Source organism: Hamadaea flava, from assembly GCF_024172085.1.
GTDB classification, from domain to species: Bacteria; Actinomycetota; Actinomycetes; order Mycobacteriales; family Micromonosporaceae; genus Hamadaea; species Hamadaea flava.
On the sequence record NZ_JAMZDZ010000001.1, the window covers coordinates 7,110,166 to 7,136,311 of the forward strand.

At 70.0% G+C, this 26,146-nt stretch carries 22 protein-coding genes; 16 read left to right on the forward strand and 6 right to left on the reverse strand.

Annotated elements, in window-relative coordinates; genetic code table 11:
- Positions 1-9: 9 nt before the first annotated feature.
- Complete coding sequence (locus tag HDA40_RS33415) at positions 10-789, forward strand: HAD-IIA family hydrolase (protein ID WP_253761776.1); 780 nt, start codon at positions 10-12, stop codon at positions 787-789.
- A gap of 19 nt (positions 790-808) precedes the next feature.
- On the opposite strand, the gene HDA40_RS33420 is transcribed toward HDA40_RS33415, so the two are convergent.
- On the reverse strand, positions 809-1,603 hold the full coding sequence (locus HDA40_RS33420) for an Rv1486c family protein (protein WP_253761777.1): 795 nt from the start codon (positions 1,601-1,603) through the stop codon (positions 809-811).
- Positions 1,604-1,660: 57 nt separating this feature from the next.
- Here HDA40_RS33420 and HDA40_RS33425 point away from each other — a divergent pair, with 57 nt between their 5' ends.
- Entirely contained in the window at positions 1,661-3,226 is a 1,566-nt protein-coding gene (locus HDA40_RS33425) for a hypothetical protein (RefSeq protein WP_253761778.1), read from the forward strand.
- Positions 3,227-3,232: 6 nt separating this feature from the next.
- Positions 3,233-4,042, forward strand: a complete 810-nt coding sequence (locus HDA40_RS33430; protein WP_253761779.1) for a DUF3097 domain-containing protein — start codon at positions 3,233-3,235, stop codon at positions 4,040-4,042.
- Between the two features lie 130 nt (positions 4,043-4,172).
- On the opposite strand, the gene HDA40_RS33435 is transcribed toward HDA40_RS33430, so the two are convergent.
- Entirely contained in the window at positions 4,173-5,507 is a 1,335-nt protein-coding gene (locus HDA40_RS33435) for a serine hydrolase domain-containing protein (RefSeq protein WP_253761780.1), read from the reverse strand.
- Positions 5,508-5,682: 175 nt separating this feature from the next.
- Between HDA40_RS33435 and HDA40_RS33440 the strand changes: the two genes are divergently transcribed.
- From HDA40_RS33440 to HDA40_RS33455, 4 genes are all read left to right on the forward strand, one after another.
- Positions 5,683-6,114, forward strand: a complete 432-nt coding sequence (locus HDA40_RS33440) for an NfeD family protein (RefSeq protein WP_253761781.1) — start codon at positions 5,683-5,685, stop codon at positions 6,112-6,114.
- Position 6,115: 1 nt separating this feature from the next.
- Positions 6,116-7,171 carry an SPFH domain-containing protein gene (locus HDA40_RS33445; RefSeq protein WP_308197795.1) on the forward strand — a complete coding sequence of 352 codons (1,056 nt, stop codon included), beginning with the start codon at positions 6,116-6,118 and terminating at the stop codon, positions 7,169-7,171.
- A 182-nt stretch (positions 7,172-7,353) separates the two neighbouring features.
- Positions 7,354-8,157: a TrmH family RNA methyltransferase gene (locus tag HDA40_RS33450; RefSeq protein WP_253761782.1), complete on the forward strand. Its 804-nt coding sequence runs from the start codon at positions 7,354-7,356 to the stop codon at positions 8,155-8,157.
- Positions 8,158-8,173: 16 nt separating this feature from the next.
- A complete protein-coding gene (locus HDA40_RS33455; RefSeq protein WP_308197796.1) occupies positions 8,174-9,904 on the forward strand; it encodes a PucR family transcriptional regulator in 1,731 nt (576 codons plus the stop codon).
- Between the two features lie 5 nt (positions 9,905-9,909).
- Here the strand turns inward: HDA40_RS33455 and HDA40_RS33460 are convergent, their stop codons facing one another.
- Positions 9,910-10,398, reverse strand: a complete 489-nt coding sequence (locus tag HDA40_RS33460) for a GNAT family N-acetyltransferase (protein WP_253761783.1) — start codon at positions 10,396-10,398, stop codon at positions 9,910-9,912.
- A gap of 142 nt (positions 10,399-10,540) precedes the next feature.
- Here HDA40_RS33460 and HDA40_RS33465 point away from each other — a divergent pair, with 142 nt between their 5' ends.
- The 7 genes from HDA40_RS33465 (at position 10,541) to HDA40_RS33495 (ending at position 19,874) form a co-directional block, all read left to right on the forward strand.
- Entirely contained in the window at positions 10,541-11,842 is a 1,302-nt protein-coding gene (locus HDA40_RS33465; RefSeq protein ID WP_253761784.1) for an aspartate aminotransferase family protein, read from the forward strand.
- Positions 11,843-11,853: 11 nt separating this feature from the next.
- Positions 11,854-13,350 carry a CoA-acylating methylmalonate-semialdehyde dehydrogenase gene (locus HDA40_RS33470; protein ID WP_253763908.1) on the forward strand — a complete coding sequence of 499 codons (1,497 nt, stop codon included), beginning with the start codon at positions 11,854-11,856 and terminating at the stop codon, positions 13,348-13,350.
- Between the two features lie 408 nt (positions 13,351-13,758).
- Complete coding sequence (locus HDA40_RS33475; protein ID WP_253763909.1) at positions 13,759-14,679, forward strand: MurR/RpiR family transcriptional regulator; 921 nt, start codon at positions 13,759-13,761, stop codon at positions 14,677-14,679.
- Positions 14,680-14,848: 169 nt separating this feature from the next.
- Entirely contained in the window at positions 14,849-16,276 is a 1,428-nt protein-coding gene (ngcE, locus tag HDA40_RS33480; RefSeq protein WP_253761785.1) for an N-acetylglucosamine/diacetylchitobiose ABC transporter substrate-binding protein, read from the forward strand.
- Positions 16,277-16,294: 18 nt separating this feature from the next.
- The gene (locus tag HDA40_RS33485; protein WP_253761786.1) at positions 16,295-17,209 is read left to right on the forward strand and encodes a carbohydrate ABC transporter permease; all 915 of its coding nucleotides are present in this window, start codon (positions 16,295-16,297) and stop codon (positions 17,207-17,209) included.
- Between the two features lie 12 nt (positions 17,210-17,221).
- Positions 17,222-18,139 carry a carbohydrate ABC transporter permease gene (locus HDA40_RS33490; protein WP_253761787.1) on the forward strand — a complete coding sequence of 306 codons (918 nt, stop codon included), beginning with the start codon at positions 17,222-17,224 and terminating at the stop codon, positions 18,137-18,139.
- Between the two features lie 49 nt (positions 18,140-18,188).
- Positions 18,189-19,874, forward strand: coding sequence for a bifunctional 3'-5' exonuclease/DNA polymerase (locus HDA40_RS33495; RefSeq protein WP_372503054.1), 1,686 nt, complete (start codon positions 18,189-18,191; stop codon positions 19,872-19,874).
- 432 nt (positions 19,875-20,306) lie between these two features.
- Here the strand turns inward: HDA40_RS33495 and HDA40_RS33500 are convergent, their stop codons facing one another.
- The gene (locus HDA40_RS33500; RefSeq protein ID WP_253761789.1) at positions 20,307-21,128 is read right to left on the reverse strand and encodes a metal-dependent hydrolase; all 822 of its coding nucleotides are present in this window, start codon (positions 21,126-21,128) and stop codon (positions 20,307-20,309) included.
- A 125-nt stretch (positions 21,129-21,253) separates the two neighbouring features.
- Entirely contained in the window at positions 21,254-23,098 is a 1,845-nt protein-coding gene (locus HDA40_RS33505) for a chorismate-binding protein (RefSeq protein WP_253761790.1), read from the reverse strand.
- 426 nt (positions 23,099-23,524) lie between these two features.
- On the opposite strand from HDA40_RS33505, the gene HDA40_RS33510 reads away from it, so the two are divergent.
- Positions 23,525-24,418: a sensor histidine kinase gene (locus tag HDA40_RS33510; RefSeq protein WP_253761791.1), complete on the forward strand. Its 894-nt coding sequence runs from the start codon at positions 23,525-23,527 to the stop codon at positions 24,416-24,418.
- A 16-nt stretch (positions 24,419-24,434) separates the two neighbouring features.
- Entirely contained in the window at positions 24,435-24,857 is a 423-nt protein-coding gene (locus HDA40_RS33515; RefSeq protein ID WP_253761792.1) for a roadblock/LC7 domain-containing protein, read from the forward strand.
- Positions 24,858-24,863: 6 nt separating this feature from the next.
- Here HDA40_RS33515 and HDA40_RS33520 read toward each other — a convergent pair whose 3' ends face one another.
- Positions 24,864-26,138 carry a protein kinase gene (locus HDA40_RS33520; RefSeq protein ID WP_253761793.1) on the reverse strand — a complete coding sequence of 425 codons (1,275 nt, stop codon included), beginning with the start codon at positions 26,136-26,138 and terminating at the stop codon, positions 24,864-24,866.
- Positions 26,139-26,146 lie beyond the last annotated feature (8 nt).

The window sequence follows — 26,146 nt, forward strand, 5'->3', positions numbered from 1 at the left end:
TGTGGGCGGATGACCGAACGGAAGCCGATCGAGAGCTGGCTGACCGACATGGACGGCGTGCTCGTGCACGAGGGCGTGCCGGTGCCGGGAGCGACCGAGTTCATCGGGCGGCTGCGCGCCTCCGGTAAGCCGTTCCTCGTCCTGACGAACAACTCGATCTACACGCCCCGGGATCTGCACGCCCGGCTGACCCGGCTCGGGTTCGACCTGCCGGAGGACGCCATCTGGACGTCGGCGCTGGCGACCGCGCAGTTCCTGGCCGACCAGCGGCCCGGCGGGACGGCGTACGTGATCGGCGAGGCGGGCCTGACGACCGCGATGCACAACGCCGGTTACATCCTCACCGACTACAAGCCCGACTACGTGGTGCTGGGCGAGACCCGCAACTACAGCTTCGAGGCGATCACGATGATGATCCGCCTGATCAACAACGGGTCGCGGTTCATCTGCACCAACCCCGACGCGACCGGCCCGTCGAACGAGGGTGCGCTGCCGGCCGCCGGCTCGGTCGCGGCGCTCGTCACGAAGGCGACCGGCATCGAGCCGTACTTCGTGGGCAAGCCCAACCCGATGATGATGCGCTCGGCGCTCAACAAGATCGGCGCGCACTCGGAGTCGGCGGCGATGATCGGCGACCGGATGGACACCGACATCCTGTGTGGACTGGAGGCGGGCCTCCAGACGTTCCTCGTGCTGACCGGCATCAGCACCAAGGAGGACATGGAGCGCTATCCGTTCCGGCCCTCGCGCGTGGTCGGCTCGGTCGCCGACCTCATCGCCGAGGTCTGACCGGGTTTCTGATCGCGTTCTACAGCACCAGATCGGAGTTGATCGCGGCCGCGACGCCCCGCCGGCAGGCGGTGGCCAGCGGCCGCAACGCCTCATCCCGTTGCTGCGCCTCGAAACTGTTCAGCGCGCCACCGGGCGCTTCCTGACCGGCCAGGATCAGTACGCGCTCCAGCAGCAACGTCCGCGCGTACAGCCGCCGGGCGGGGACGTCGTAGCCCGGGGGCAGATCGGCCTCGGTCGGTCGCCGGAGGGCGCTGATCGCCCCGGCCAACTCCGGCCGCCACCGCGCGACGTCGAGTTTGGCGAGTTTGGCGGTGGTGTCCTGGACGGCCAGCGACAGCTCGCCTTCGGCCTGCCGGACCGTCGGCTTCGGACCGGTGACAGGCATCGGCGGGAGCTGGTACGCCGTCCACCGGATCGTCAGGAAGACGTCGCCGGAGCCGGAGACGTGTTCCTGTGCCTGGGGCGCCAAGCCGAGCATCCCGGCCAGTACGCCTTCCCCGGCGACCAGCGCCGCGCCGGTGAAGTCGCCGGGACCGAGCCCGTCGGGGTCGCCCGGCGCGGGCAGGGTCAGCCGGATCTCGTCCGGATGCAACTGCCGCAAATGCGGGAGTGCCTCCCGTAGCGGCAGGTCGGACCAGGTGCCCGGCAGGTCTGCCGCGACGTGTTCCTCGGTCGTGCCGTCGGGCGGCGACTCGATCGCGTCGATCGCGTCGTCGAAGGACGTGAGGCCCGCGCGCCAGGCTCGGCACCACGCGACGAAGCGGGCCGAGCGGCGTTCGGCGAGGGCGACCGAGTGCGCCGCAGCAGACATGCTGCTCAGAATACGCTCCCCACCGCCCCGGACAGATATCACCTACGATGTGCTCCCGTGGTAGACACCCCGACGCCGGTGCGGCGTACGCCCTTGCTCGGCCTCCTCCTCACGATTCCCGCGCTCCTGCTGCTGTGTTCGGGCTATGTGGTACCGACTGTGCGGCTGTTCTGGACGAGCCTGCACAACGCCCGGTTCCTCAAGGAGAACTCGGAATTCGTCGGGCTGGAAAACTATGGCCACCTTGATCGGTTCTACGGCACCGGCACGCTGATCGCCGTCGGGCTGGGACTCGCCGCCGCCGCGGTCGCCATCGTCGTCGGCGGCGGAATCGCGTACCTCGCGCATCGGTCCGGGCGTGTCGGCCGTCGTCTGGTGTGGATCGGCTTCGCGCTGCCGTTGTCGGCGTTGGCGTCGACCGCCGTCGCGGTCGCCTGGTTCCTCACGCTGACCGGCGACTCGGCGCGCACCTACTTCGAACACCCGGTGGCTGGGAACTTCGTCGTCGCGCTGCTCGCCGCTTTCGGGCTGCTGAGCGGGGTCGGCGCGGTGGCGTACCTGCTGGTGCTGCGGGCGGGCCGCCGGGTCGCGGTCACCGGTGGCCTGGTCGCGCTGATCCTCGGCGCGTCGTCGATCGCGCTGGTTCTGCAGTCTGCAGCGTTCCCGCTGCTGTTGCGCAGCCCGCGCGCCGACGCGCCGCCGGTCCTCCAGATCTACACCGAGGCGTTCCAGACCGCGCGGTTCGGGCTCGCCGCGGCGGGCAGCGTCGTCCTGCTCGTGGTGCTGGCGATCCTCGGAGTTCTGGTCACGGCTGCGGTGGTTGCGATGCAAGCCCGACTGGTACGCGTGGAGAACGCCGAATCGGGGTCGAAACCGGGCTGGACGGTCGCGACCGCCGTCGTGGGCGGCGGGGTGCTCCTGTTCGGTCTGTTCGGCCTCGGTCCGTGGCTGCTGCGGCTGGCCGACTTCGGTGAGCTGCCCGACGGTGTGGCCGGGCCGATCTTCTTCACCTGGGCGCCGCCGCTGGTCTCCACGGTGGTGGGCGTGGGCGCGGCCGTGCTGGCCGGGTTCGGCATCGGCGGGCTGCGTCCCCTCGGTACGCGGAGTCACCTGCTGCTCCTGCCGTTCGCGCCGTGGCTGTTCGTCGGATTGGCTCCGCTGATGGTCGACGCGTACGCCCACCTGTGGCGGCCGGACAGCGGTGACAACATCGCGTTGGCGTTCCTGCGGGCGATCCCGCCGTCGTCGCTGAGTATCCCGGCCCTGGTGCTGTCCGCCGTCCTGTTCCGTGGACTGTCGACTCAGGACCGTCCGTGGCGCGCGTGGCGTACAGCGGCTCCGACGATCGGCCTGGTCGCCCTGGTGACCTGGGTGATCCAGGCGCAGGATCTGCTCTGGACGCTGCTGGTGACCGTCGACGCCGACTACGGCAGCCTGCAATATTGGGCGGTCCGCCAGACCTCCCAGTACGCCTTCAGCCGCGACATGGACTCGATGGTCGGCTGGATGTACCCGATCCCGGGCTGGCTGCTCGTCGCGGCCGCGGTCGCAGTGGTGGGCGTGTTCGTCCTCGACCGGCTGGCGCTGCACACCGGACCGGAGGAGCAGCCGCCAGTAGCATGATCCCTCGTGGGACGCTATGACGATGTACTCGCCGGGGGACGACGCCCCCGGCGGGTGATCCCGGTGCACGAGGCCGAAATCGAGCTGGTCGTGGAGGACGCCGACTCGGGGTTCTGCGGAGCCGTGATCGGCTTCGAGGGCCAGGCCGTCATCCTGGAGGACCGGCACGGCAATCGCCGGCTGTTCCCGCTGGAACCGGCGGCGTTCCTGCTCGACGGGGTCACCGTCACGCTGACCCGCCCGGCTCGGTCCACTGCGGACAGCGGCTTGAAGCTGACCGCGTCGGGCTCCGTCGCGGTGGGACCACAGCGCGCCCGGGTCGCCCGCGCGGGCCGGATCTGGGTCGAAGGACTGCACGACGCCGCTCTGGTCGAACGGGTCTGGGGTGACGACCTGCGGGTCGAGGGCGTCGTCGTGGAACCCCTCGACGGCGTGGACGACTTGCAGCGCCGGGTCGCCGAGTTCTCGCCGGGGCCGGACGCGCGTCTCGGCGTACTCGTGGATCATCTGGTGACCGGGAGCAAGGAAAGCCGGATCGTGGCCGCGGTGACCGACCCCCACGTGCTGGTGACCGGGCATCCCTACGTGGACGTCTGGCAGGCCGTGAAGCCGGCGTCGGTGGGCATCGCCGCGTGGCCGCAGGTGCCGCGCGGCACCCCCTGGAAGGAGGGGGTGTGCGCGGCGCTGGGCGTGGCCGAGCCCGCGGACCTGTGGCGGCTGATCCTGAGCCGCGTGAACAGCTACCGCGACCTGGAGACGCCGCTGATCGGGGCGGTCGAACGCCTCATCGACTTCGTCACCACCCCTCCCGACTAGCCCCCGCCCACCCGCCTTTCCCCGCGATCATGAACTATCGGTCATGATCAAGCTGGAATCGTGTGGGTGGGCGGGCGGTGGTGTCGTGTCCCTGCGACCCTGATCGACTCCGTAAGCGGGTGATCGACAGTCAGTCGCCGAGCAGCGGCGCGCGGCGGAACACGAAGGTGGCGATGTCCAACGCCTCCGGTACGCCGTCCCCGTCGCGCAGGACGGCCAGGATCTCGCCGTCGTGCTCGCCGGAGATCCCGCGCCAGAGATCCTTGCCCTCGGGGCGGAAGCGGACCTCGGGGCGGGGCCGGGTCACCGAGCCGAGCACGAGCTGACCGGTCGTCAGGTCGTGGCGGACCTCGTACTCGCGGCCCATCCACCACCAGCGGCCCAGGAGGTCGGCCACGTCGGACGGCGGTTGCGCGGCGGGCCGCCAGGGGGCGATCGCCTCGGGCTCGCCGTCCAGGACGGTAGCCATCATGTCGAAGGCGAGCCGGCCCAGGGACTTGCCGTGCAGGGTGTACGCGTTGGCGTAGGCGACGACGCCGGTGCGGCTGGGCCGGTGGACGACGAGCGCTGCCAGGTAGCCCGGCATCGATCCGCCGTGGCCGAGGTACACGCGCTCGCCCTCGCGGTACAGCTCGATGCCGAGGCCGTGCCCGCCGCTCCAGGTGTCCAGGTCGTTCATCACCACGGGCGCGGACATCTCGCGGAGCGTGGCCGGGTCGAGGATGGCCGGGTCCGGATCGGCCAGGAACGCCGCCCACTTCGTCAGGTCGACCGGCGTGGACCACAGCTGCCCGGCGGGGGCCATCGCGCCGGTGTCCGAGCGGGGCTCCTCCCGCAGCGTGTCCAGCCAGGGGTGCACGACGTAGCCGGGCGCGAACGGGTCGGCCGGGTGGTAGCTGGTCCGGGTCATCCCGAGCGGCGTGAGCAGGCGCTGCTGGAGCAGTTCGGCCCAGGTGAGCCCGGTGACCCGGTGCAGGACCGCCCCGAGCAGCCCGTAGGCCAGGTTCGAGTAGTGATAGCCGTGGTGCGGCGCCAGGGCCAGCTTCTCCGGGGTCAGCGCGGCCAGCAGGTCCTCGATGTCACCGCCGTCGGTGCGCTCCCACCAGGCCCCGTCCGGCTCCCGCTGCAGCCCCGCCGAGTGCGCCAGCAGCTGCCGGAGCGTCACGTTGCTGCCGACCGGCGTACCGGGCAGGTGCCGGTAGAGCAGGTCGTCCAGGGACAGCAGACCTTGATCGCGCAGCTGAAGGAGCAGGACAGCGGTCATCGTCTTGGAAATCGAGCCGATCCGGAACTGGACGTTCGCCACGGAGGCGCCGTCGCCCGGCCGATCCAGCACCGTCCCGGCCCCGGCCACATGGGCCAGTTCTCCAGCCCGCACGACGGCGGCGGCCACGCACGGGGCGCGTCCCGCCGCCTGAGCGCGGGCCACGAGCTGGTCGAGGGCGAGCGAGGTCTGCGGCAGCAACGGGCACCTCCGGGTTCGACGGGTTGTGCAAGGTTCGTCCGATCAACGCCGCGCCGACGCTAGCCGTTATCGCGATCGCCGAAACGGCCGGGTGGGGTGAGCCCGAACGGCCCACCCCGGGCAGTAGATGCGGGCCGGGCTTACACGACTTGCCCCGACGTGCCACGATCATGCTGTGGAGAGTTGGGGATGGTGGCTGATCGCCGCCGGAGCGCTCGTCGTCGGCGAGCTCTTCATGGGAGACTTTGTGCTGCTCATGCTGGCCGCTGGCGCGGCCGCCGCGGCCCTGGCCGGCGTGCTGGGGCTCGGCATCGTGGGCGAACTGCTGGTTTTCGCGGTCGTTTCGGGGCTCGCGCTGTTCTTCGTGCGGCCGTGGATCAAGAACCGGTTCTATCGCAACTCACACCAGGTCAAGATCGGCGTCTCGACCATCCTCGGCTCCGAAGCGGTCGTCATGGAGCGGGTCGACGTCGAGAACGGCCAGGTCAACCTGAGCGGTGAGCTGTGGCGGGCGCGGCCCTACGACGCCTCTCGGGCGTACGAGCCGGGAGAGCGCGTCCGTGTGATCGAGGTAGACGGAGCCACCTTGAAGGTGGGGAAGGACTGACATGGACAACCCAGTCACGGTGTTTCTGTATCTCGTCATCGGGATCGTCGCGCTGATCGTGGTCATCACGCTGCTGCGCTCGGTGCGCCAGGTGCCGCAGCAGCGCAACGACGTCGTCGAGCGGCTCGGCAAGTACCACCGGACCCTGACGCCCGGCCTGAACATCCTGGTGCCGTTCGTCGACGCCGTACGCACCAAGGTGGACCTGCGCGAGCAGGTGGTCAGCTTCCCGCCGCAGCCGGTGATCACCTCGGACAACCTCGTGGTCTCCATCGACACGGTGCTGTACTTCAAGGTCGTCGACCCGGTGAAGGCGACCTACGAGATCGCCAACTTCCTGCAGGCGATCGAGCAGCTGACCGTCACGACGCTGCGTAACGTCATCGGCTCGATGGACCTGGAGCGCGCGCTGACCAGCCGCGAGGAGGTCAACCGGCACCTGTCGGTGGTGCTCGACGAGACCACCGGCCGCTGGGGCGTCAAGGTGACCCGGGTCGAGATCAAGGCGATCGAGCCGCCGCCCAGCATCCGCGACTCGATGGAGAAGCAGATGCGGGCCGAGCGAGACCGCCGTGCGGCGATCCTGACCGCCGAGGGCGTCAAGCAGTCCCAGATCCTCACGGCCGAGGGTGACAAGCAGGCCGCCGTGCTCCGCGCCGATGGTGACCGGCAGGCCCGGATCCTGCAGGCAGCCGGTCAGGCCAAGGCGATCGAGACGGTCGTCAGCGCCATCCACGCCGCCGACATGGACAGCACCGTCATGGCGTACCAGTACCTGCAGGCGCTGCCGCAGATCGCCCAGGGCGCCTCGAACAAGCTGTGGATCGTCCCGGCCGAGCTGAGCCGCGCCCTGGAGGGCATCAGCAACGCCTTCGGCGGCCTGCACCCGCCCGCGCCGGCGTCGGAGCGCCCGAAGCGCCCAGCGACCAGCGTGGACACCACCGAGGTCGTCGAGGCTGCCCAGAAGGCGGCGGACGAGGTCGCCAAGATCGAGGGCGAGGCTAAGGCGGCCGGCGAGGCGGCCTCCGGCCAGCTCCCGCCGACCGACAAAGCCTGAGCCTCTCAGTGGGGGCGGGCCCGCCACGGCGGGCCCGCCACGGCGGGCCCGCCCCGCGCTGGGCGTGTTCCTGGGCGTGATCATGAACTAACGGTCGTGATCGACCGGCGTGTCGTGCCCGCAGCGCCCTGATCAACCCCCTCTGGCCGTGATCGACAACGAAGTCCGGGCAGAATGGCGGCGTGGAGCTGATCACCGACCCGGCGGACGAGCGCATCGCCGACTACCGGGCGCTGACCGATCTGGAGCTGCGGACGCGCTGGGAGCCGCCGAACGGGCTGTTCATCGCCGAGGGCGAGCTGGTGCTGCGCCGGGCCTTGGCGGCCGGGTATCGGCCACGGAGCGTACTGATCGAGGCTAAGCGGGCGGGGCAGCTGGCCGATCTGGCTCAGGGCGGGCTGGGGGAGGCCGCCGTCTACGGGGCCGACGCCGCTCTGCTGCAGCAGATCACCGGCTTCCACGTGCATCGGGGCGTCCTGGCCAGCTTCCATCGCAAGACCCTGCCGAGCGTCACCGAGGTGTTGGCCCAGGCCAGGCGGGTGGTGGTGCTGGAAGACATCAACAACCACACGAACATCGGGGCGATCTTCCGGGGCGTCGCCGCGCTCGGCATGGACGCCGTGCTGCTCTCGCCGACCTGCGCCGACCCGTTGTACCGCCGCAGCGTCCGGGTCAGCATGGGCGAGGTCTTCGCCATCCCGTACGCCACGCTCGACCCCTGGCCGGAAGGGCTCGACGTGCTGCGGGAGGCCGGCTTCACGGTGCTGGCGATGACTCCCGCGCCGGACGCGATCTCGTTGCATGAGCTGTCTGCCGACCAGCGGAGACGACCGGCCTTGCTGATGGGTGCGGAGGGGCCGGGGCTGACCGCGGGGGCGCTCAAGTCGAGCGATGCCCGGGTGGTCATTCCGATGCACCGTGGGGTCGACTCGCTCAATGTGGCGGCCGCGACGGCTGTGGCCTGCTGGGAGCTGACGCGGCCATGACGCGACGGGCCCAGCCGTGACCGCGCCCGGTTACCCGACCATACGCGAGGTCGTGGCGCTCGACGCGATGCAGGTCGGGTCGCCGCGCGTGGTCGCCGGCGCCGAGCACCTCGACCGGGCGGTCCGTTGGGTGCACTCGTCGGAGGTGCCTGACATCGCCAGCCTGCTCCGGGGCGGGGAGCTCGTGCTGACCACCGGGATCGGCCTGCCCGCCGACGACGACGGCATCCGGGCGTTCGTCCGGGAGCTGGCCGAGGTCGGCGTGTCCGGGCTGGTCGTCGAGCTGGGCCGGCGCTACCCGTCGACGGTGCCCCGGGTGATGGCGGTGGCCGCCGAGAAGCTCGGGCTGCCCCTGGTGGAGCTGCGGCGGCCGACCCCGTTCGTGCAGATCACCGAGGCGGTGCACGCCCGCATCGTCGATGCGCAGCTGACCGAGCTGCGGGCGACCGAGGAGATCCACCAGCGGTTCACCGAGCTGAGCGTGGAGGGCGCCGAACCGGCCGAGGTCGTGCACCAGGCGGCGCAGTTGTCGGGGTGCCCGGTGGTCTTGGAGAACCTGGGCCGCAAGGTGCTCGCCTTCGACGCGGCCGGGGGCCGGGCCGAACCGCTCCTGGACGGCTGGGAGCAGCATTCCCGCCAGGTACGCGTCACCGGCCGGACCGGTTACGACCCGGACGCGGGCTGGCTGGTCACCATGGTCGGGGCCCGGGGGCAGGACTGGGGCCGGTTGCTGCTGCGCTGGCCGTCGGACGGGCCGCCGCCGACCCGGCTGACGATCCTGGTGGAGCGGGCCGCCTCGACGCTGGCCCTGGGCCGGTTGATCCAGCGGGACGAGGAGGGGCTGGAACGGCAGCTGCACGGCACGCTGCTGGCCGCCCTACTCGATCACAGCCTGCCGGTGGACGAGGTCGCCCTGCGGGCGCGGGCGCTGGGGGTGACCGTCGATCGGCGGCGACTCGTCGGGGTCGTGATCCGGCCGCTGTCCCGCCGGGCTGACCGCGACAAGAGCCAGGCCGACCACGCTCAGAGCCGGGACGAGCGCGACAGTGCCCGGGGCGACCGCGACAGCGCGGACGGCCGGCGCCGCGACGGTGACAAGAGCGAGGTCACCGCCATGCAGGCCCGGATGCGGGACCTCGCCGACGCGGCGACCCAGGGCGTACGCGAGGCGAAGCTGACCGGGTTGACCGGGGTGCTCGACGACCACGTGGTCGGCGTGCTGCTGGCGGTGAAGTCAGCCGCCGACGAGGACGCCGCGCTGGAACGGTTCGCCGCGGCGTTGCGCCGGGGTCGGGAGGAGGTCCTCGTCGCAGCGGGGTCCGGTGTGGACAGTCTGCGGGAGGCGCGCCGGTCGCTCGTCGAGGCGCGTCAGGTCGCCGATGCCGCCCGGCACGACACCCCCAGCGCCGTCCCGGTGCTGCGGCTGCCGAACGTCGGGCTCGCCGGGCTGCTGCACCTGCTGCGCGACGAGCCCCGCTTACAGACCTTCGTCGAACGGCAGCTCGGCGGGCTGCTCGCGTACGACGCGAAGCATCCGCGTGATCCGTTGCTGCCGACGCTGCGGATCTATCTGGAGTCTGGGCGCAACAAGTCGATCGCGGCGGCCGCGGCGCACTTGTCCCGGCCGGCCTTCTACGAGCGGCTGGCCCGGATCGGGCGGGTCCTCGACGTCGACCTCGACTCCGTGCCGGCGTGCTTGTCGCTGCACGTCGCCTTGCTTGCCTGGGAGGCCATCCGCTCGGAATAGGGGAGTTACAGGTCCCGGGCCATCCACTCGATCCGCAGGTCGGGGTGCGAGTGCAGCGGCTCGAACTCGCCGAGCGAGCTGAATCCGTGGCGCAGGTAGAGCTTGCGGGCGGTCTCGTTGCCCTCGGTGACGCCGAGGCGGATGCGGGTGAAGCCCTTGGCCCGCGCCCACTCCAGGGTGTCGTCGACCAGCGCGCCGGCGATCCCGGTGCCGCGCATGCTCTCCTCGACCCACATCGCGAGGATCAGCGGCTCGGGGAACTCCGGAACCTCGGCGCAGGCGATCTGACCCGCCGGTACGCCGTCGAGGTAGCCGATGCTGCGCAGGGCGTCGTCGCCGCGCTCGAGCCACCAGCGGTGCCAGTAGTGATCGTCGGCGTCGACGGCGTTGGCGTACGTCTCGCCGTAGGCCGTGGGGGCCAGCCGCAAGGCGTTGAGCCGCAGGGCTTTCCAGGATTGCCAGTCGTCAAGGGTGGTACGCCGGATCTCGATCACGGTCCGACACTATCCGCAGGTGATTGGAGCAGACGAACGGGTTATCGCCACCGATTGTCCGCCCAACGCTGTGTCATTCATCACCGCGTACGCCTGACAGCCTGTTCGTTGTGTTCGACCGGAGCCGATGGGACGCTGTGGCATGGCAACCACCGACGATCTGCTGGCCCGCCACCGGGCCGTCCTGCCCGCCTGGGTCAGCCCGTTGTACGCCGAACCGATCGAGCTGGTGACGGGATCGGGCTGCCGCGTCACCGACGCCGGCGGGCGTACCTATCTGGACTTCTTCGGCGGCGTGCTGACGACGTCCATCGGCTATGACGTCGCCGAGATCTCCGACGCCGTACGCCGTCAGGTCGGCACCGGCATCGCGCACTCCTCGACGCTGTACCTGATCCGGCAGCAGGTCGAGCTGGCCGAGAAGATCGCCCGGGTCTCCGGCATCCCGGACGCGAAGGTGTTCCTGGCCAACTCCGGCACCGAGGCGACCGAGACGGCGTTGCTGCTGGCGACCCAGGTCCGCCGCAGCAACCAGATCCTGGCGATGCGCAACTCGTACCACGGGCGCAGCTTCGGCGCGCTCGGCGTCACGGGCAACCGCGGCTGGGCGGCGTCCTCGCTGACCCCGGTCAACGTCAGCTACCTGCACTCCGGCGACCGGCTGCGGGGACTGTTCGCCGGGCTCTCCGACGCCGACTACATCGGCAAGGCGGTCGAGGATCTGCGCGAGGTGCTGGCCACCACGACCAGCGGTGACGTCGCCTGCCTGATCGCGGAGCCGATTCAGGGCGTCGGCGGGTTCGTCGCCCCGCCCGACGGATTCTTCGGCGCGCTCAAGGAAGTCCTCGACGAGTACGGCATCCTCTGGGTCTCCGACGAGGTGCAGACCGGCTGGGGGCGTACGGGGGAGCACTTCTGGGGTTATCAGGCCCATGGCGCCGTGCCGGACATGCTGACCTTCGCCAAGGGCATCGGCAACGGGTACGCCCTCGGCGGGGTGGTGGCCCGCCCCGAGGTGATGGACTGCCTGACCGCGACCTCGTTCAACACCTTCGGCGGCAACCCGATCTCCAGCGCCGCCGGCTCGGCGGTCCTCGACTACATCCTCGACCACGACCTGCAGGGCAACGCCGCCCGCGTCGGCGAGGTGCTGCACCGGGGACTCCGCGAGATCGCGGCCGCGTCGCCGATCGTCGCCGACGTCCGGGGCAAGGGCCTGATGCTGGCCGTCGAATTCGTGGAACCCGGGACGCTGACCCCGTCGCCGCGCGCGACGTTGGGCGTACTGGAGGAGTGCAAGGCGGCCGGGCTGCTGGTCGGCAAGGGCGGTCTCTACGGCAACGTGATCCGAATGGGTCCGCCGCTCACGCTGACCGAGGCGGAGGCCAAGGAAGGGCTGGGCATCCTGGCCCACGCCATCGAGACGGTCGGAGCGGCCCAGTGAAGAGCGGCCTTCTGAAGCACGTCAAGCACTACGTCGCGGGCAAGGACTGGGAGCAGCCAGGCGGCGCGGCCCGCCGGGGCGATCTCTACGACCCGGCCACGGGCGAAGTCACCGGGCACGTCGACTTCGCGTCTTCGGCGGACGTCGGCACCGTGGTCACGGCCGCGGCCGCGGCCTTCCCCGCCTGGCGCGACGCCTCGCTCGCCAAGCGCACCGCCGTCATGTTCGCGCTGCGCCAGCTCGTCCACGAGCGGCGCGACGAACTCGCCGCCGCCATCACCGCCGAACACGGCAAGGTCCTCTCCGACGCCGCCGGCGAGGTGCAACGCGGCCTTGAGGTCATCGAGTACGCCTGTGGCATCCCGACCGCCCTGAAGGGCGGCTTCAGCGAGAACGTCTCGACCGGAGTGGATTCGTACTCGATCCGTCAGCCGCTGGGCGTCGCCGCCGTGATCTCGCCGTTCAACTTCCCCGCGATGGTGCCGTTGTGGTTCGTGCCGATCGCGATCGCGGCGGGCAACACGGTCGTCCTGAAGCCGTCGGAGAAGGACCCGACGGCGTCGACGCTGCTCGCGGCGTGGTTCAGCGAGGCCGGGCTGCCCGACGGCGTCCTGAACGTCGTGCACGGCGACAAGGAGGCCGTCGACGCGCTCCTCGACCATCCGGACGTGAAGTCGGTGTCGTTCGTCGGCTCGACCCCGATCGCCCGGTACGTCTACGAGCGCGGCACCGCCAACGGCAAGCGCGTACAGGCGCTGGGCGGGGCGAAGAACCACATGGTGGTGCTGCCCGACGCCGACCTCGACCTGGCCGCCGACGCGGCGGTCAGCGCCGGATTCGGCTCGGCCGGCGAACGGTGCATGGCGATCTCGGTCGTCGTCGCGGTCGAGCCGGTGGCCGACGAGCTGATCACGCGGATCACCGAGCGGATGGCCCGGATTCGCACCGGCGACGGCCGCCGCGGCTGCGACATGGGGCCGCTGGTCACCCGGGAGCACCGCGACAAGGTCGCCGGCTACCTGGCGGCAGGGGTACGCGAGGGCGCGAAGCTGGTGGTGGACGGCCGGACCGTCGAGCCCGACGGCGACCAGGCCGGGTTCTGGCTCGGCCCCACCCTGTTCGACGACGTCCGGCCGGAGATGACCGTCTACACGGACGAGATCTTCGGGCCGGTTCTCTCGATCGTGCGGGTCCGGACGTATGAGGAGGCAGTCGACCTGGTCAACGCGGGTCGCTACGGCAACGGCACGGCGATCTTCACCAACGACGGCGGGGCCGCGCGGCGGTACCAGCACGAGGTGGAGGTCGGCATGATCGGGGTGAACGTCCCGATTCCGGTGCCGATGGCGTACTACTCCTTCGGTGGGTGGAAGGCGTCGCTGTTCGGTGACACGCACGCGCACGGCGCCGAGGGCGTCCACTTCTTCACCCGCGGCAAAGTGGTTACCAGCCGTTGGCTCGACCCCTCGCATGGTGGGGTGAATCTGGGGTTCCCCACCCAAAACTGATCATCATCCCGATCATCCTCGGCGTCTGGTTCGCCCCCATTTGTGGGCACCAGGCGCCGTTTTCATGGGCGATATTCTTACCAAACGCGTGTCCGAATCATCCGATTACCAATTCGGGACCCCGGCCGCCCCGATCGGCCGACCGATCGACGGCAGTGACCTTGGTCTCGCGCATCCGCCCTGGTAGGCGTGGTCGTGGCCAGTGTCACTGTGGCATTATCGGCCGGGCCAACCCCGGCGTCGGCTAGATAACGGGTTGGAAAACTTCCCCCAACTACTTGACAAGGTAGCGGTTTTAGTAAGAACTTTTACCAACAACAGTAAACACTCCTGCGTATTAGTTGGGCTTCGAGCCGAAGGGGAATGCCGCTCATGGATGGCGAGGTGACGGTCAGCACGGGACAGCCCGTGTCGGCCACCGCCGTACCTGCGGCCCGGAGCGCCGACGGCGAAACCGAGAGCCTGCTGACGCGCATCCGCGCGCAGCTCCCGGAGTTCACGGGGGCGTTGCGTCGGGTCGCTGATCATGTTCTGGCGGATCCGGCGGCGGCGGCGCGGGCGACGATCGTGGAGTTGGCGGAGCGTAGTGGGACCTCGCCGGCGACGGTGACCCGGTTCTGCCGGGCGTTGGGTTTCGACGGGTACGCGGATCTGCGGTTGGGGATCGCGGGGGAGACCGGCCGGTTGGCTCGGTCGGCCGGGTGGCAGGTCGACATCGGGCGGGAGATTCAGCCGACCGATCCGCTGGAGCGGGTGTTGTCGCAGTTGATGGCGGCGGACACCCTGGCGATGCGGGATACGGCGGCGCGGATCGATCTGTCGGCGGTGGAGCGGGCGGCGGATGCGATCGCGGCGGCGTCGCGGGTGGACATCTACGGGGCGTCGGGTAGTGCCCTGGTGGGTGAGGAGCTGCAGTTCTCGTTGCATCGGATCGGGATCGCGGCGTGGGCGTGGACCGACATCCACAACGGTCTGGCTTCGGCGGCTTTGCTGGGGCCGGGGGATGTGGCGTTGGGGATCTCGCACTCGGGGCAGACGCGGGAGACGATCGAGATGATCGCCGAGGCGGGCAGTCACGGTGCGACCACGATCGCGTTGACCAGCTTCCCCCGCTCCCCGCTGGCGGACGTCGCCGACTTCGTGCTGTTGACGGCGACGCAGGCCACGACCTTCCGGCCGGACGCGTTGTCGGCGCGGCATCCGCAGCTGGTGGTGCTGGACCTGTTGTACATCGCGGTAGCGCAGCGCACGCATGAGCGCTCGCACGCGGCCTTTCAGCGTACGGCTCGTGCGGTGGAGGCCCATCGGATCAAGGAGGTCGCCGAATGAAGGACCTCCGCTCAGTCTTCGACGCGGCGCCGACGCCGCACCGCGTCGAGGTCCCTTCGGGGATGTGTTTCATGACCGTCCTCTTGGGGACGAACGCCAACCCTTACCTCGAGTCGCGGTGTGCCGGACGTCTCCGGCCCATCGCCTGACCCGTACCGAGGAGACAAAGATGTCCAACTCCCCCTCTGAGCTGAGCCGCCGCACGGTTCTGCGCCGTGCCGCGGTGGCCGGCGCGCTCGCCGTGCCCGCCGTCAGCTTCCTGGCCGCCTGCAGTGACGACGACAAGGGCGGCGACACCGGCGGCACGGCCAAGACCCCGACCAACCCGTTCGGCATGAAGGAAGACGCGACCGTCGAGGTCGTCATCTTCGATGGTGGCTACGGTCAGAAGTACGCGACCGACGGCCTCGAGCCGAACTTCAAGACCGCGTGGCCGAAGGCGACCGTCAAGCACACCGCCACCCAGGACATCACGGCGCTGGTGCAGCCGCGGTTCCAGGGCGGCAACCCGCCGGAGTTCGTGAACAACTCCGGCACGAAGTCGATGGACTTCGGTGCCCTGGTCGCCGACGAGCAGCTCGCCGACCTGACCGAGCTGTGGGACGCGCCGTCGGTCGACGACCCGAACAAGAAGGTCCGCGACACCGTGTTCGCCGGCACCGTCGACGCGGGTTCGTTCAACGGCAAGCCGTTCGTGCTGTACTACGTGTCGACCGTGTTCGGCATCTGGCACTCCGGCAAGTTGTTCAAGGACAACGGCTGGGAGGCCCCGAAGGACTGGGCCGGCTTCCTCGCGCTGTGCGAGAAGATCAAGGCCAAGGGCATCACGCCGTACGGCTACGCGGGCGCCAACGCCGCGTACTACCAGTGGAACGTGATCCTGGTCCAGGCCGCGAAGATCGGCGGCGGCGACATCCTGAAGAACATCGACAACCTCGAAGACGGCGCGTGGACCAACGAGGCCGTCGTCAAGGCGGCTTCCGCGTGGGGCACCCTGGCGTCGAAGGGTTACATCAACCCGGCGTTCGAGGGCCTCAAGCACACCGAGGTGCAGCTCCAGCAGAACCAGTACAAGCTGGCGATGTACCCGTCGGGCGACTGGCTGGAGGGCGAGCAGGCCGCCACCACGCCGAAGGACTTCGAGTACCAGCTGGCGCCGGTTCCGGCGTACGACGGCTCCGACAAGCTGTCGCCGGGTGCCGTTCGCTCGGCGGCCGGTGAGGGCTACTTCGTCTCGAAGTCCTCGGCCAACAAGGCGGCGGGCCTGGAGTTCATGCGCCAGATGCTGTCCAAGAAGAGCGCCCGCGCGTTCACCGAGATCACCGAGGCGCACGCGCCGACCGTGGTCGCGGGCGCGTCGGACGGCTTCGCCTTCCCGGCCGGTGTCAAGAGCTCGCAGGCTGCTCTTGCCGCGGCGGGCAAGGATGTCGTTACCCTCTTCTTCGACGGCTGGTACCAGGACCTCGACAAGGAGGCCCGCGCCGCCACCAACGAGCTCATGTTCGGCCGCATCGACGGCAAGGCGTGGGCCGAGCGGATCCAGAAGAAGGCGGACGCCATCAAGAAGGACGCGTCCATCACCAAGTTCAAGCGCTGATTTAGGAGCGTTGGGATCATGCGGCACGGCAAGTACCCGTTCGTGGCGGGCTTCCTGTTCCTGCCGGTCCTCTTGTATGTAACGTTCGTCATCTATCCGACGTTGCGAACGTTCTACATCTCGATGACCGCGTGGCGGGGCTTCTCGGTTGCGCCGAAGTGGATCGGTTTCGACAACTACAAGCAGTTGTTCGACGACGACCGCTTCTGGCAGGCCATCAAGCACCACCTTGAACTGTTGGTTGCCCTGCCGCTGATCACCATCGCGGTCGCCCTGTTCTTCGCGTTCCTGTTGAACGTGGGCGGCGGCTCCAAGGGCGGAGTACGGACCGGGGTCTGGGGGTCGAAGTTCTACCGGGTGGTGTTCTTCCTCCCCCAGGTCCTGGCCATCGCCATCGTCGGCGTGATGTTCCAGACGGTCTACCGTCCGGACAACACCGGCCTGGTGAACGGGGTGCTCACCAAGCTCGGGTTCGATCCGGTCGCCCTGCTGGTCAACAAGAACACCGCGCTGTGGGCGATCATGTTCGTCGCCATCTGGCAGGCGATCGGCTTCTACGTGGTGCTGTTCTCGGCCGGGATGGCCAGCATCCCCGCCGAGATCTACGAGGCCGCCGAACTCGACGGAGCCTCCCGCTTCTCGCTGTTCTTCCGGGTCACGCTGCCGCTGCTGTGGGACACGATCCAGGTCGCCTGGGTCTATCTGGGCATCGCCGCCTTCGACTTCTTCGCGCTCGTCAACGTGCTGGCGCAGGACGGCGGCTACGGTGGCCCGGACGGTGCGACCACGACACTGGCGACCGAGCTGTATTACGCGGCGTCGAAGAGCAAGCTCGGCTACGCGTCGGCGATCGGTGTCGTCCTCTTCTTCTTGACGCTGACCTTCGCCGCACTGACACTGCGTGTCACCAAGCGCGAAACCATCGAGTACTGATCGGGAACCGCGATGACGACGAACACCACCCCTGCGCAGGACCGTCTTCCGGCCTCCGCAAGCCCGGCCGCTCGTGCGGCGGCGGGCCGCCAGAAGCGGGAGATCCGCTTCTTCTCCCGGCTCAGCAGCATCTCGCTGATGGTCTGGTCGGTCATCATCCTGGGCCCGCTCATCTGGGTCTTCCTCTCCTCCTTCAAGTCGCCGGAGGAGATCTTCAGCAGCCCGTGGACGCTGCCGGCGGAGCTGCGGTGGGACAACTGGGGGCGCGCCTGGAACACCGCGCACATCGGCACCTACATGATCAACAGTGTGATCGTGGTGGGCATCAGCACCATCGGCACGATGCTGCTCGGCTCGATGGCCGCCTACGTGCTCGCGCGGTACAAGTTCTTCGGCAACCGTTTCATCTACTACCTGTTCGTCTCGGGCCTGGCCTTCCCGGTCTTCCTCGCGCTCGTGCCGCTCTTCTTCGTCGTACGCGACCTGGGCCTGCTGGGCACGAAGACCGGCCTGATCCTGGTCTACATCTCCTACTCGCTGCCGTTCACGGTCTTCTTCCTCAGCGCCTTCTTCAAGACGCTGCCGACCTCGGTGGCCGAGGCGGCGATGATCGACGGCGCCGGGCACGTGAAGCTGTTCTTCCGGGTCATGATGCCGATGGCGAAGTCCGGCTTGATCAGCGTGGGCATCTTCAACGTCATCGGGCAGTGGGCGCAGTACCTCCTGCCGGTCTACCTGGTGCCCGGCGGTTACGAGAAGAACTGGGTGCTCACCCAGGGCATCGCCGAGATCTCGACCCAGGCCGGCTTCAAGTCCGACTGGGGCGCGCTGTTCGCGGCGATCACCATCGCGATCCTCCCGATGATCATCGTCTACGCCGTCATGCAGCGGCAGATCCAGGCGGGCCTCACCGCCGGCGCGGTCAAGTAGACCACCTGTCCCCTCGAACGAGCCGATCTCCGCGTGGAGGTCGGCTCGTTTGTCGTACGGGGAACGCAGAATGAGCAGCGTGATCGTCGCCGTCGCACCGGACCAGTCGGGGGGTGCCGTCGTCCAGCCGCTCGGGCCGGACGGCGCTCCGACGGCGGAGCCACGCCGCGTCACCGAGCTGGCCGCCGAGCTTCGCGCCCAGCCCGAGGCACGCTGGGTGTGGCCGAGTTCGGAGACGAGCTACCCGGCGATCCTGGACGCTGCGGTGCGCGTACCACGGTGTCATGACCTGGAGATGACCGAAGCCCTGCTGGTCGGCGCGGAGGGTGAGTGGGGCGCGCCCCGGTCGATGGCGGCCGCGTGGGCGCGCCTGACCGGCGGACCGGTGCCTCCCGATCCTCCGGTACGCCAAGCCGCACCGCCCGGCGAAGCGCAAGGGACCCTGTTCGGCGAGCCCAGCGCGGTCGCCGAGGCCACCATCGAGCAGGTCACCGGGGTGTACGCCGCCCAGGTGAAGCGGATGGCGGCCACGGCCGACCCGGCGCGGTTCCGCATGCTGGTGGCGGCCGAGTCGGCCAGCGCGCTGATCGCCGTCGAGATGGCCCGGGCGGGGCTGCCGTGGCACGCGCCGACTCACGACCAACTGCTCACCGACCTGCTGGGCGCGCGCCGACCGGCCGGTGGGCCGCCGCAGAAGCTGGTCGAGCTGACCGAGCAGATCTGCGAGTCGCTGGCGAGCCCGGGGCTGCGTCCCGATTCGCCGGCCGAGCTGCGGCGCGCGCTGCGCAAGGCGGGCATCGACGTGCCGAACACCCGGGCGTGGGTGCTCAAGCAGGTCGAGCACCCGGCGATCGAGCCGATCCTGCACTACAAGGAGCTGTACCGGATCTGGACCGCGCACGGCTGGTCGTGGCGGCAACAGTGGGTTCGGGAGGGCCGGTTCCATCCGGCGTACGTGCCGGGCGGGGTGGTCAGCGGTCGCTGGGCGACCCGGGGCGGCGGCGCGCTCCAGATCCCGGCCGTGCTGCGCGGGGCGGTACGCGCCGATCCCGGCCGTCGCCTGGTCGTCGCCGACGCTGGTCAGCTCGAACCACGCATCCTCGCGGCGGTGTCCCGCGATCCCGGGCTGTGCAAGGCGGCCGGGCCGGGCGACATCTACACCGGGCTGGAGGGATTCGCCGACCGCGCCACTGCGAAGATCGCCCTCCTGGGCGCGATGTACGGGCAGACCGGCGGCCAGGCGGCCCCGGCACTCGCCGTCCTCAAAGGACGCTATCCGCGCGCCTGGGCGGTCGTGGAAGACGCCGCGCGTACGGGGGAGAGCGGGGGTCTCGTGCGCTCCTGGCTCGGCCGCACGTGTCCGCGACCCGGGGCCGCCCCCGAATCCGAGGGTGACTGGTTCAACAGCCGCGACGGGGACCTGCGTACGTCGGCGGGTCAGCGCGCCCGGGGCCGGTTCACCCGCAACTTCGTGATCCAGGCGACCGCCGCCGAATGGGCCGCGACCCTGCTCGCCCTCGTCCGCTCCCGGCTCTGGGACGTCGACGCCGAACTCGTGTTCTTCCAGCACGACGAGGTGATCCTCGACTGCTCCACCGCCTGTGCCGACGACGTCGCCGTGGTGCTGCAGGAGTGCGCCGACGAGGCCGGGCGGTTGCTGTTCGGGTCGACGGGCGTCCACTTCGTCATGGACGCCAAGGTCGTCGGGGCGTACTCGGACGCCAAGCCTTCATAAGGCGGCTCCACAAGCCGCGCTCACGCTCGGCTCACGCTCGGCGCATCCTCCGCGTTCACGCTCGGCTCACGCTCGGCGGTCAGCCCGCCGCGCGGTGATCTTGAACGAAAACTGCTGCTATGGCGACGTTTTCTGTTCAAGATCACGCCGCACTTGTCGATCTAGGCGATGAATGGCGGCTATGGCGACCTTTTCTCGCCTAGATCATCCCGCCGCAACGCAACGCGACGCGACGCTGCGCACGACGATGCCGGCCGCGCACGACGATGCCCGCCGCGACGCGACGCTGCGCACGACGATGCCCGCCGCGACGCGACGCTACGCACGGCGAGGCCGGCCGCGCACGACGATGCCCGCCGCGACGCGACAACGATGCCCGCCGCAGACGACGATGCCCGCCGCGACAGCGACGGGCATCATTCGGACGAAACGTCAGATGTCGACGCCGAATCTTCGCAGGATCGCGCCGCCGGCCAGCCAAGCCCCCGCGCCGAACGAGACGATAATGAAGATTGTGGAGAGCACTAGCGTCTCGACCTTGCCGCCGACCTCGACCGAGATGGAGTTCGGCACACCGATCATCCGCCACAGCCGAATCTTCTTGAAGCCGGTCGGGATGGGCCACAGGATCGGTACGCCGGCGCTGGTCACGATGTCGCCCATGAGGTGCACGAAACAGCCGACGCCGACGGCGAACCCGATGAGCGGATAGCCTCGGCCCGAGTCGAGGTTCTCGAAGGTGTACCAGGAGGCGGCAGCCGCGACAGCGGTCGTGATGACCCAGCCGGCCCGCTTCGCCCAGTGCTCGAAGACGCCGCGCAGGGCCAGCCCGATCATGAAGAACAGGATCGGCAGCACGGCCCACTTGCCGAACCGCTGGCACAGGAAGCTCGCGCCCCAGCCCATCAGCAGGACGAACGGTAGCGTGTGGGTGAACGTGCGGTGCCCGTAGTCCCGCTTGGGGTCGTGGCTGAGCCGCGTCGCGGTGTAGATGCCGAGGGAGAGCTTCTCGATGACCTCGGAGATGAACATGGAGACCGGGCCGAACGTGTGCGCCACGGTCGCGCCGCCCTGGTTGGTGGTCACCTTGCCGGAGAGGTCCAGGTCGGGCAGGAGCGCGCCGCCGGCGCACATCGCGGTGCCGAGGGCCAGATAGAGCGGCGACTGGTGTGGATAGTCGAAGACCTGCTCCATCACCACGGATCCGGCGAGCCAGGTGGCGGCGCCGGAAAGCGCGTGCGAACGCCCCATCATGGTGGCTGATTCCTCCCCATTGGATGACCCCGAGATCACGGGTCGCGCACACTTTGCCAGAACACTTGTCCCAACGCAATCAGCCGGACCTCCAAGGTGGATGTCCGGCTGACGACGGTGGATTTCTAGCGCACGGGCTCCACTGCCAGCAGATCGGCGATCAGCGACGTGAGAATGCCCGGTCCGTCCTCGGTCAGCACCGACTCCGGATGGAATTGGACTCCGGCGTACCGGGGTGCGCGGAGCGCGTGCACGAATCCGTCCGGTCCGGCGGCCAGCTCGACACCGTCCACATCGGAGGCAAGGGCGGTGAACGTCGAGTAATAGCCGACTCGGCGTACCGTGCCGAACAGGTCGGCGTCGACCGGCAGGCCCTGCGCCGGCAGCTCGCGCCGATGCAGGGTCAGCCCCAGTTCCTGGGCCAGCACCTGATGCCCCAGGCACACGGCGAGCAGCGGCTTGCGGTCCGCGAGCCGCCGCCGGATCACCCGGCGCAGCGCGGCCGCGTTGGCCAGCGCCGGGTCCGCGGGATCGCCCGGTCCGGGCCCGGCCACGACCAGGTCCGCGTCGATGCTCTCCACGACCGACTTGTACGCCTGAAGCGTGACCGTCATCCCCAGCGAGCGGAGCATGTGGGCGAGCATGCCGGTGAAGGTGTCCTCGGCGTCCACGACGACGCAGGTACGCCCCTCGAACGGGCGCGCGAACGTCGCCTGGGTCCGGTCGGCGAGCCAGAACGGCGAGAGCCGGTCGTTGCGGGCGGCCAGCGTACGGATGACCGCGGGATCGTCGGCGAACCGGGTCGGCGCCCCCGCCGGGGTGGCCTTCGCGGGCACGAGACCCAGCGCGGCCAGTACGCCGGCCGCCTTGGCGTGCGTCTCGGCCACCTCGCCGTCCGGCGTGGAATCGCGTACCAAAGTGGCCCCCACCGGAACCCGCACGAGACCGCCGCCGATCCGCGCGGTCCGGATGAGGATCGTGGAGTCGAGCCGGGGCGTGCCGGTGTCGTCGTGGTCGAGCAGCGCGACGACACCGCCGTAGTAGCCGCGGCCGCGCTGCTCGTGGCGGGCGATGACGCGGCAGGCGTTCTCGATGGGGCTGCCGGTGACCGTCGGCGCGAACATGGTCTCGCGCAGCACCTCGCGGATGTCGAGCGAACCGCGCCCGGCCAGCAGGTACTCGGTGTGGGCCAGGTGCGCCATCTCCTTGAGGTACGGGCCGACGACCTGGCCGCCGCCGTCGGCGACGACGGCCATCATCTTCAGTTCCTCGTCGAGCACCATCGCCAGCTCGTTGACCTCCTTCGGATCGGCGAGGAACCGGAGCAGGCCGGCCCGGTCGGGTCCGGTGGCGGGATGGCGGTAGGTGCCGGAGATGGGATTCATCATGACCATCCCGGCATCGCTGGAGACGTGCCGCTCGGGGCTGGCCCCGACGAAGAACTCGGTTCCGGTGAACACCAGGAACGTCCAGTACGCCCCCGTCTCCGTGCGCAGCAACCGGCGCAGGCACGCCAACGCCGTACGCCGTTCGTCGGCCACCCTCGCCTGACGCGTGCGGTGGATGACGAAGTTGGAGCCCTCGCCCCGGCCGATCTCCTCGTCGAGGACGCGTCCGACGATCTGGGCGTACTCGTCGTCGGCGATGTCGAATCCGAGGTCGTCGACGACGCCGATGTCGTCAGGGAGAGCGGCCAGCACGTCCGGCAGGGTGGCGCGCCCCCGTTCGGCGGCCACGAGACACAGCAGGGGCTCACCGTCGTCCAGCGCGGCGAAGCCGCGTTCGGCGATCTGCCGGTGCGGCAGGAGGGCGAGGGTCGGCGTACCGGGGTCGAGCGGGATCAGGCCGGTGGACGGCGCGGTCTGAATCTTTCCGATGAGGACTTCGACGTGGTCGGCGCCTTCGCGGCGCAGCAGGGCGTACGGGCGGGCGCCGTGGAGCAGCTCAGGCAGGTCGGGCAGGTCGGTCATGCGGGTCTCCCAGGCTGTGGGCCGCCCGGTCCGGCGGTCTGCCCCGGAAACACCGACGGCCGCCTCACCGAGGCGGCCGCATCGTGGATGCGCGAGCTTCAGGCCGCCGGAATGGCGGGCCACCAGCTCTGTCGCGCGAACATGCCAGAAAGCTAGCAGAAAGATGATCGTGACCGCGACATCTTCCGTCGTTTTATGTCAGATGGTTGGCTCATCGTCGGCTTTTCGGCCGATGAGGGTTACCATACCGGCATCCTGCGAGCCCTGGGGCGGCGCTCGTGGGGTGGGCGCCTGCCGGCCGGGTGGCGCCGTTGCGCAGACACGACAACCGGAGGGGCGGCGGTCATGTTGGGGAGGTTGCGCAGTAGGCGATCCGACGCGCCCGCGTCCGATGAGGACAGCGGGGGGGCGGTCAGCCAGGGGCACGTGAACGACATCGTCGTCAACCTCGCGCGGCGCAGTCAGTCGCTGGTGGAACGACAGCTCAAGGTGGTCGAGGAACTCGAACGCGACGAACGCGACCCGGAGCGCCTGGCGGCGCTGTTCCGGCTGGAGCGACTGACCGCCCGGATGCGGCGGACGAACGAGAACCTGCTCGTCCTCGCCGGCGGTTCGGCCCGGCGGCGTGGCCGGGAACCGGTGCCGCTGGCGGCGCTGGTGCTCGCGGCGGTCTCGGAGAACGAGCAGTACCAGCGGGTAAGGGCCGAGGTCGAGGACGGCGTACAGGTCTCGGGTGTGGTCGCGGCCGATCTGGTCCATCTGCTCGCCGAGCTGCTGGAGAACGCGGTCGGCTACTCGCCGCCGACCAGCGTCGTCCGGGTGACGGGGGAGCGGTCCACGCGGGGCGCCCGGGTGATCATCACCGATCAGGGCATCGGCATGCGCGCCGAGGTCCGGGATGAGCTGAACGAGTTGCTCGCCGACCCACCCGAAGTGGACGCCTCGGTCACCGAACGCATGGGGCTGGTCGTCATCGGCCACCTCGCCGCACGGCACGATCTGCGGGTGACCCTCGCGGAGGCGGCCGGGGGCATCCGCGCCACCGTCGATCTGCCGGAGGCCGTCCTGGAACCCCGCAAACACGACCTGACGGCCGCCGTCCGGCTCACCACCGGCGAGCCGTTCGACGTCGATACGACCATGCGCCTGCCCGCGGGCGAGCCGGTCGAGGAACACACCATTCTGCTGCCGTCCCGGGTGCCGATGGCGAGCCTGCCGCCGTCGACCGGACAGCCGGAGCCCGTGGAGCAGCCCATCGCGGCCGACCCCGCGACCGAGCGCGTGCTCACCCGGCTCTATGACGGCCTGCGCGACACTTGATCGATCGGAGCACTTGATGGTGGTCGACACATTGAGCCCGTCGGCCCAGCGGCTGCATTGGCTCATCAGCGGATTCGTGGACCGGACCGCGGGCGTGGCGCACGCCGCCGTGGTCTCGGCCGACGGGCTTCCGCTGGTCGCCGCGCAGTCGCTGGCGCACGACCGCGCGCTGGAGCTGGCGGCGATCACGGCCGGACTGCACAGCATCGCGCGCGGCGCGGCGGAACTCACGCTCTCCTGCGCGGTGTCGCAGACCGTGGTCGAGATGGACCGGGGCTATCTGCTCATCATGTCGGTCAGCGAATCGGCCGTCCTGGTGGTGCTCGCGGTGCGGGCGGCCGACCTCGGGGTCATCGGCTTCGAGATGGTCCGGCTGGTGAAGGCGGCCGGCGACATGCTCACCCCGCAGCTGCACGACGAACTCGGCGCCACCTGGTGAGCCGGGTCAGCCGGCCTTCTCCGCCTTCTCCACATCGTCGGCGGCGGCCAGCAGGGCGGTGGCGCGGTCTGCGGTGACGTCGCCGCTCCGCCCGCCGAGGTTGACCCGATTGCGGAAGGCCTGGAGCTTACCGGTGATCTTCTTTCCCAGCCGCGCGTCGATGAGCATGTCGCCGATCTGAGAATCCAGCTTCTGCGCGAACTCCGCCGTGATCTCGCCGAGCGAGCGACCGGCCGTCACGCTGTCGCGCAATGCGCCCAGCGCAGTCTTGACGACAGCCGGATCCGGCGTCGGCGACGTGGAGGTGCTCGGGCTCGGTGAGGTGCTCTGCCCGGGGCTGGTGACCCCCGGTGAGACCGGCGACGTGGAGCCGATAGGTCGTGGGGATTCGGTGCCGCCACTGGGAATCGTGTAGGCGCTGCTGCGCGGCGACGACCCCGGGGTGGACCCCGCCCACTCGCTCGGCTCGGCACCGGTGGGCAGCAGCGAGGGCAGGGCCCCGGCGGTCACCCCGCCGACCCCGGCCGCGACGACAGCCCCGGCCAGGCCGACGGCGGCCAGCCCGACGCGGCGGCGGCTGGGTGCGTACCGGGGGCGGACGGCCGGTGTGGGGGCGGCCGTGGTCAGGGCGGCGTACGCCGTGGCCAGGTCGCCGGCGGTCTGACCGACGCGGGTGGCTCTTTCGCAGACGGCGGCCAGCGCAGCCGGCACTTCGCGGACGCTCGACTCCACGAGCTGGCCGAGGGCGCGGACGTCGTCGTATTCGCTGGCTGCCTCGGTGTCCCAGCCGAGCTGGGCCGAACCGACCACGCCCAGCAGCACGGCACCGGTCGCGGTGAGCATGACGTTGCCGGCGTCCACTTCGCCATGAGTGAGGCCGCGTCGGTGCAGCGCGGTCAGCGCCTGGCCGACGTGGGCGCCGATCTGCGCGGCTTCGGTCGCCGACAGCGACTCGGCGGTCAACCGGTCGCCGAGCAGCTCGCCGTCGACCAGGCTCAGCACGACGAACGGCGTGGGCGCGCCGTCCACGGTGAACGCCTCGCCCACGTCGAGGACGCCGACCAGGTGCGGATGGCTGACCCGGGCGGCCGCGCGAGCCCGGGCTCGCAGCGCGATGAGGCTGTGCTCGTCACCGGCGGCGGTCGGGAAGAACTTGACCGCGACCGGACGACCCAGCACGTCATCGAAGGCCGACCAGATCTGCGCACCAGGCGACGCCGCTAGACGCTCCACGAGGAGGTAGCGGCCTGCTATCGGGGTACCCGCGGCGAACCCGAGCATGAGAGGAG

Coding starts and splice junctions, on each gene's coding strand:
- HDA40_RS33415 (WP_253761776.1), top strand. CDS start 10: ATGACCGAACGGAAGCCGATCGAGAGCTGGCTGACCGACATGGACGGC.
- HDA40_RS33420 (WP_253761777.1), bottom strand. CDS start 1,603: ATGTCTGCTGCGGCGCACTCGGTCGCCCTCGCCGAACGCCGCTCGGCC.
- HDA40_RS33445 (WP_308197795.1), top strand. CDS start 6,116: ATGGACAACCCAGTCACGGTGTTTCTGTATCTCGTCATCGGGATCGTC.
- HDA40_RS33465 (WP_253761784.1), top strand. CDS start 10,541: ATGGCAACCACCGACGATCTGCTGGCCCGCCACCGGGCCGTCCTGCCC.
- ngcE (WP_253761785.1), top strand. CDS start 14,849: ATGTCCAACTCCCCCTCTGAGCTGAGCCGCCGCACGGTTCTGCGCCGT.
- HDA40_RS33485 (WP_253761786.1), top strand. CDS start 16,295: ATGCGGCACGGCAAGTACCCGTTCGTGGCGGGCTTCCTGTTCCTGCCG.
- HDA40_RS33490 (WP_253761787.1), top strand. CDS start 17,222: ATGACGACGAACACCACCCCTGCGCAGGACCGTCTTCCGGCCTCCGCA.
- HDA40_RS33500 (WP_253761789.1), bottom strand. CDS start 21,128: ATGATGGGGCGTTCGCACGCGCTTTCCGGCGCCGCCACCTGGCTCGCC.
- HDA40_RS33505 (WP_253761790.1), bottom strand. CDS start 23,098: ATGACCGACCTGCCCGACCTGCCTGAGCTGCTCCACGGCGCCCGCCCG.
- HDA40_RS33515 (WP_253761792.1), top strand. CDS start 24,435: ATGGTGGTCGACACATTGAGCCCGTCGGCCCAGCGGCTGCATTGGCTC.
- HDA40_RS33520 (WP_253761793.1), bottom strand. CDS start 26,138: ATGCTCGGGTTCGCCGCGGGTACCCCGATAGCAGGCCGCTACCTCCTC.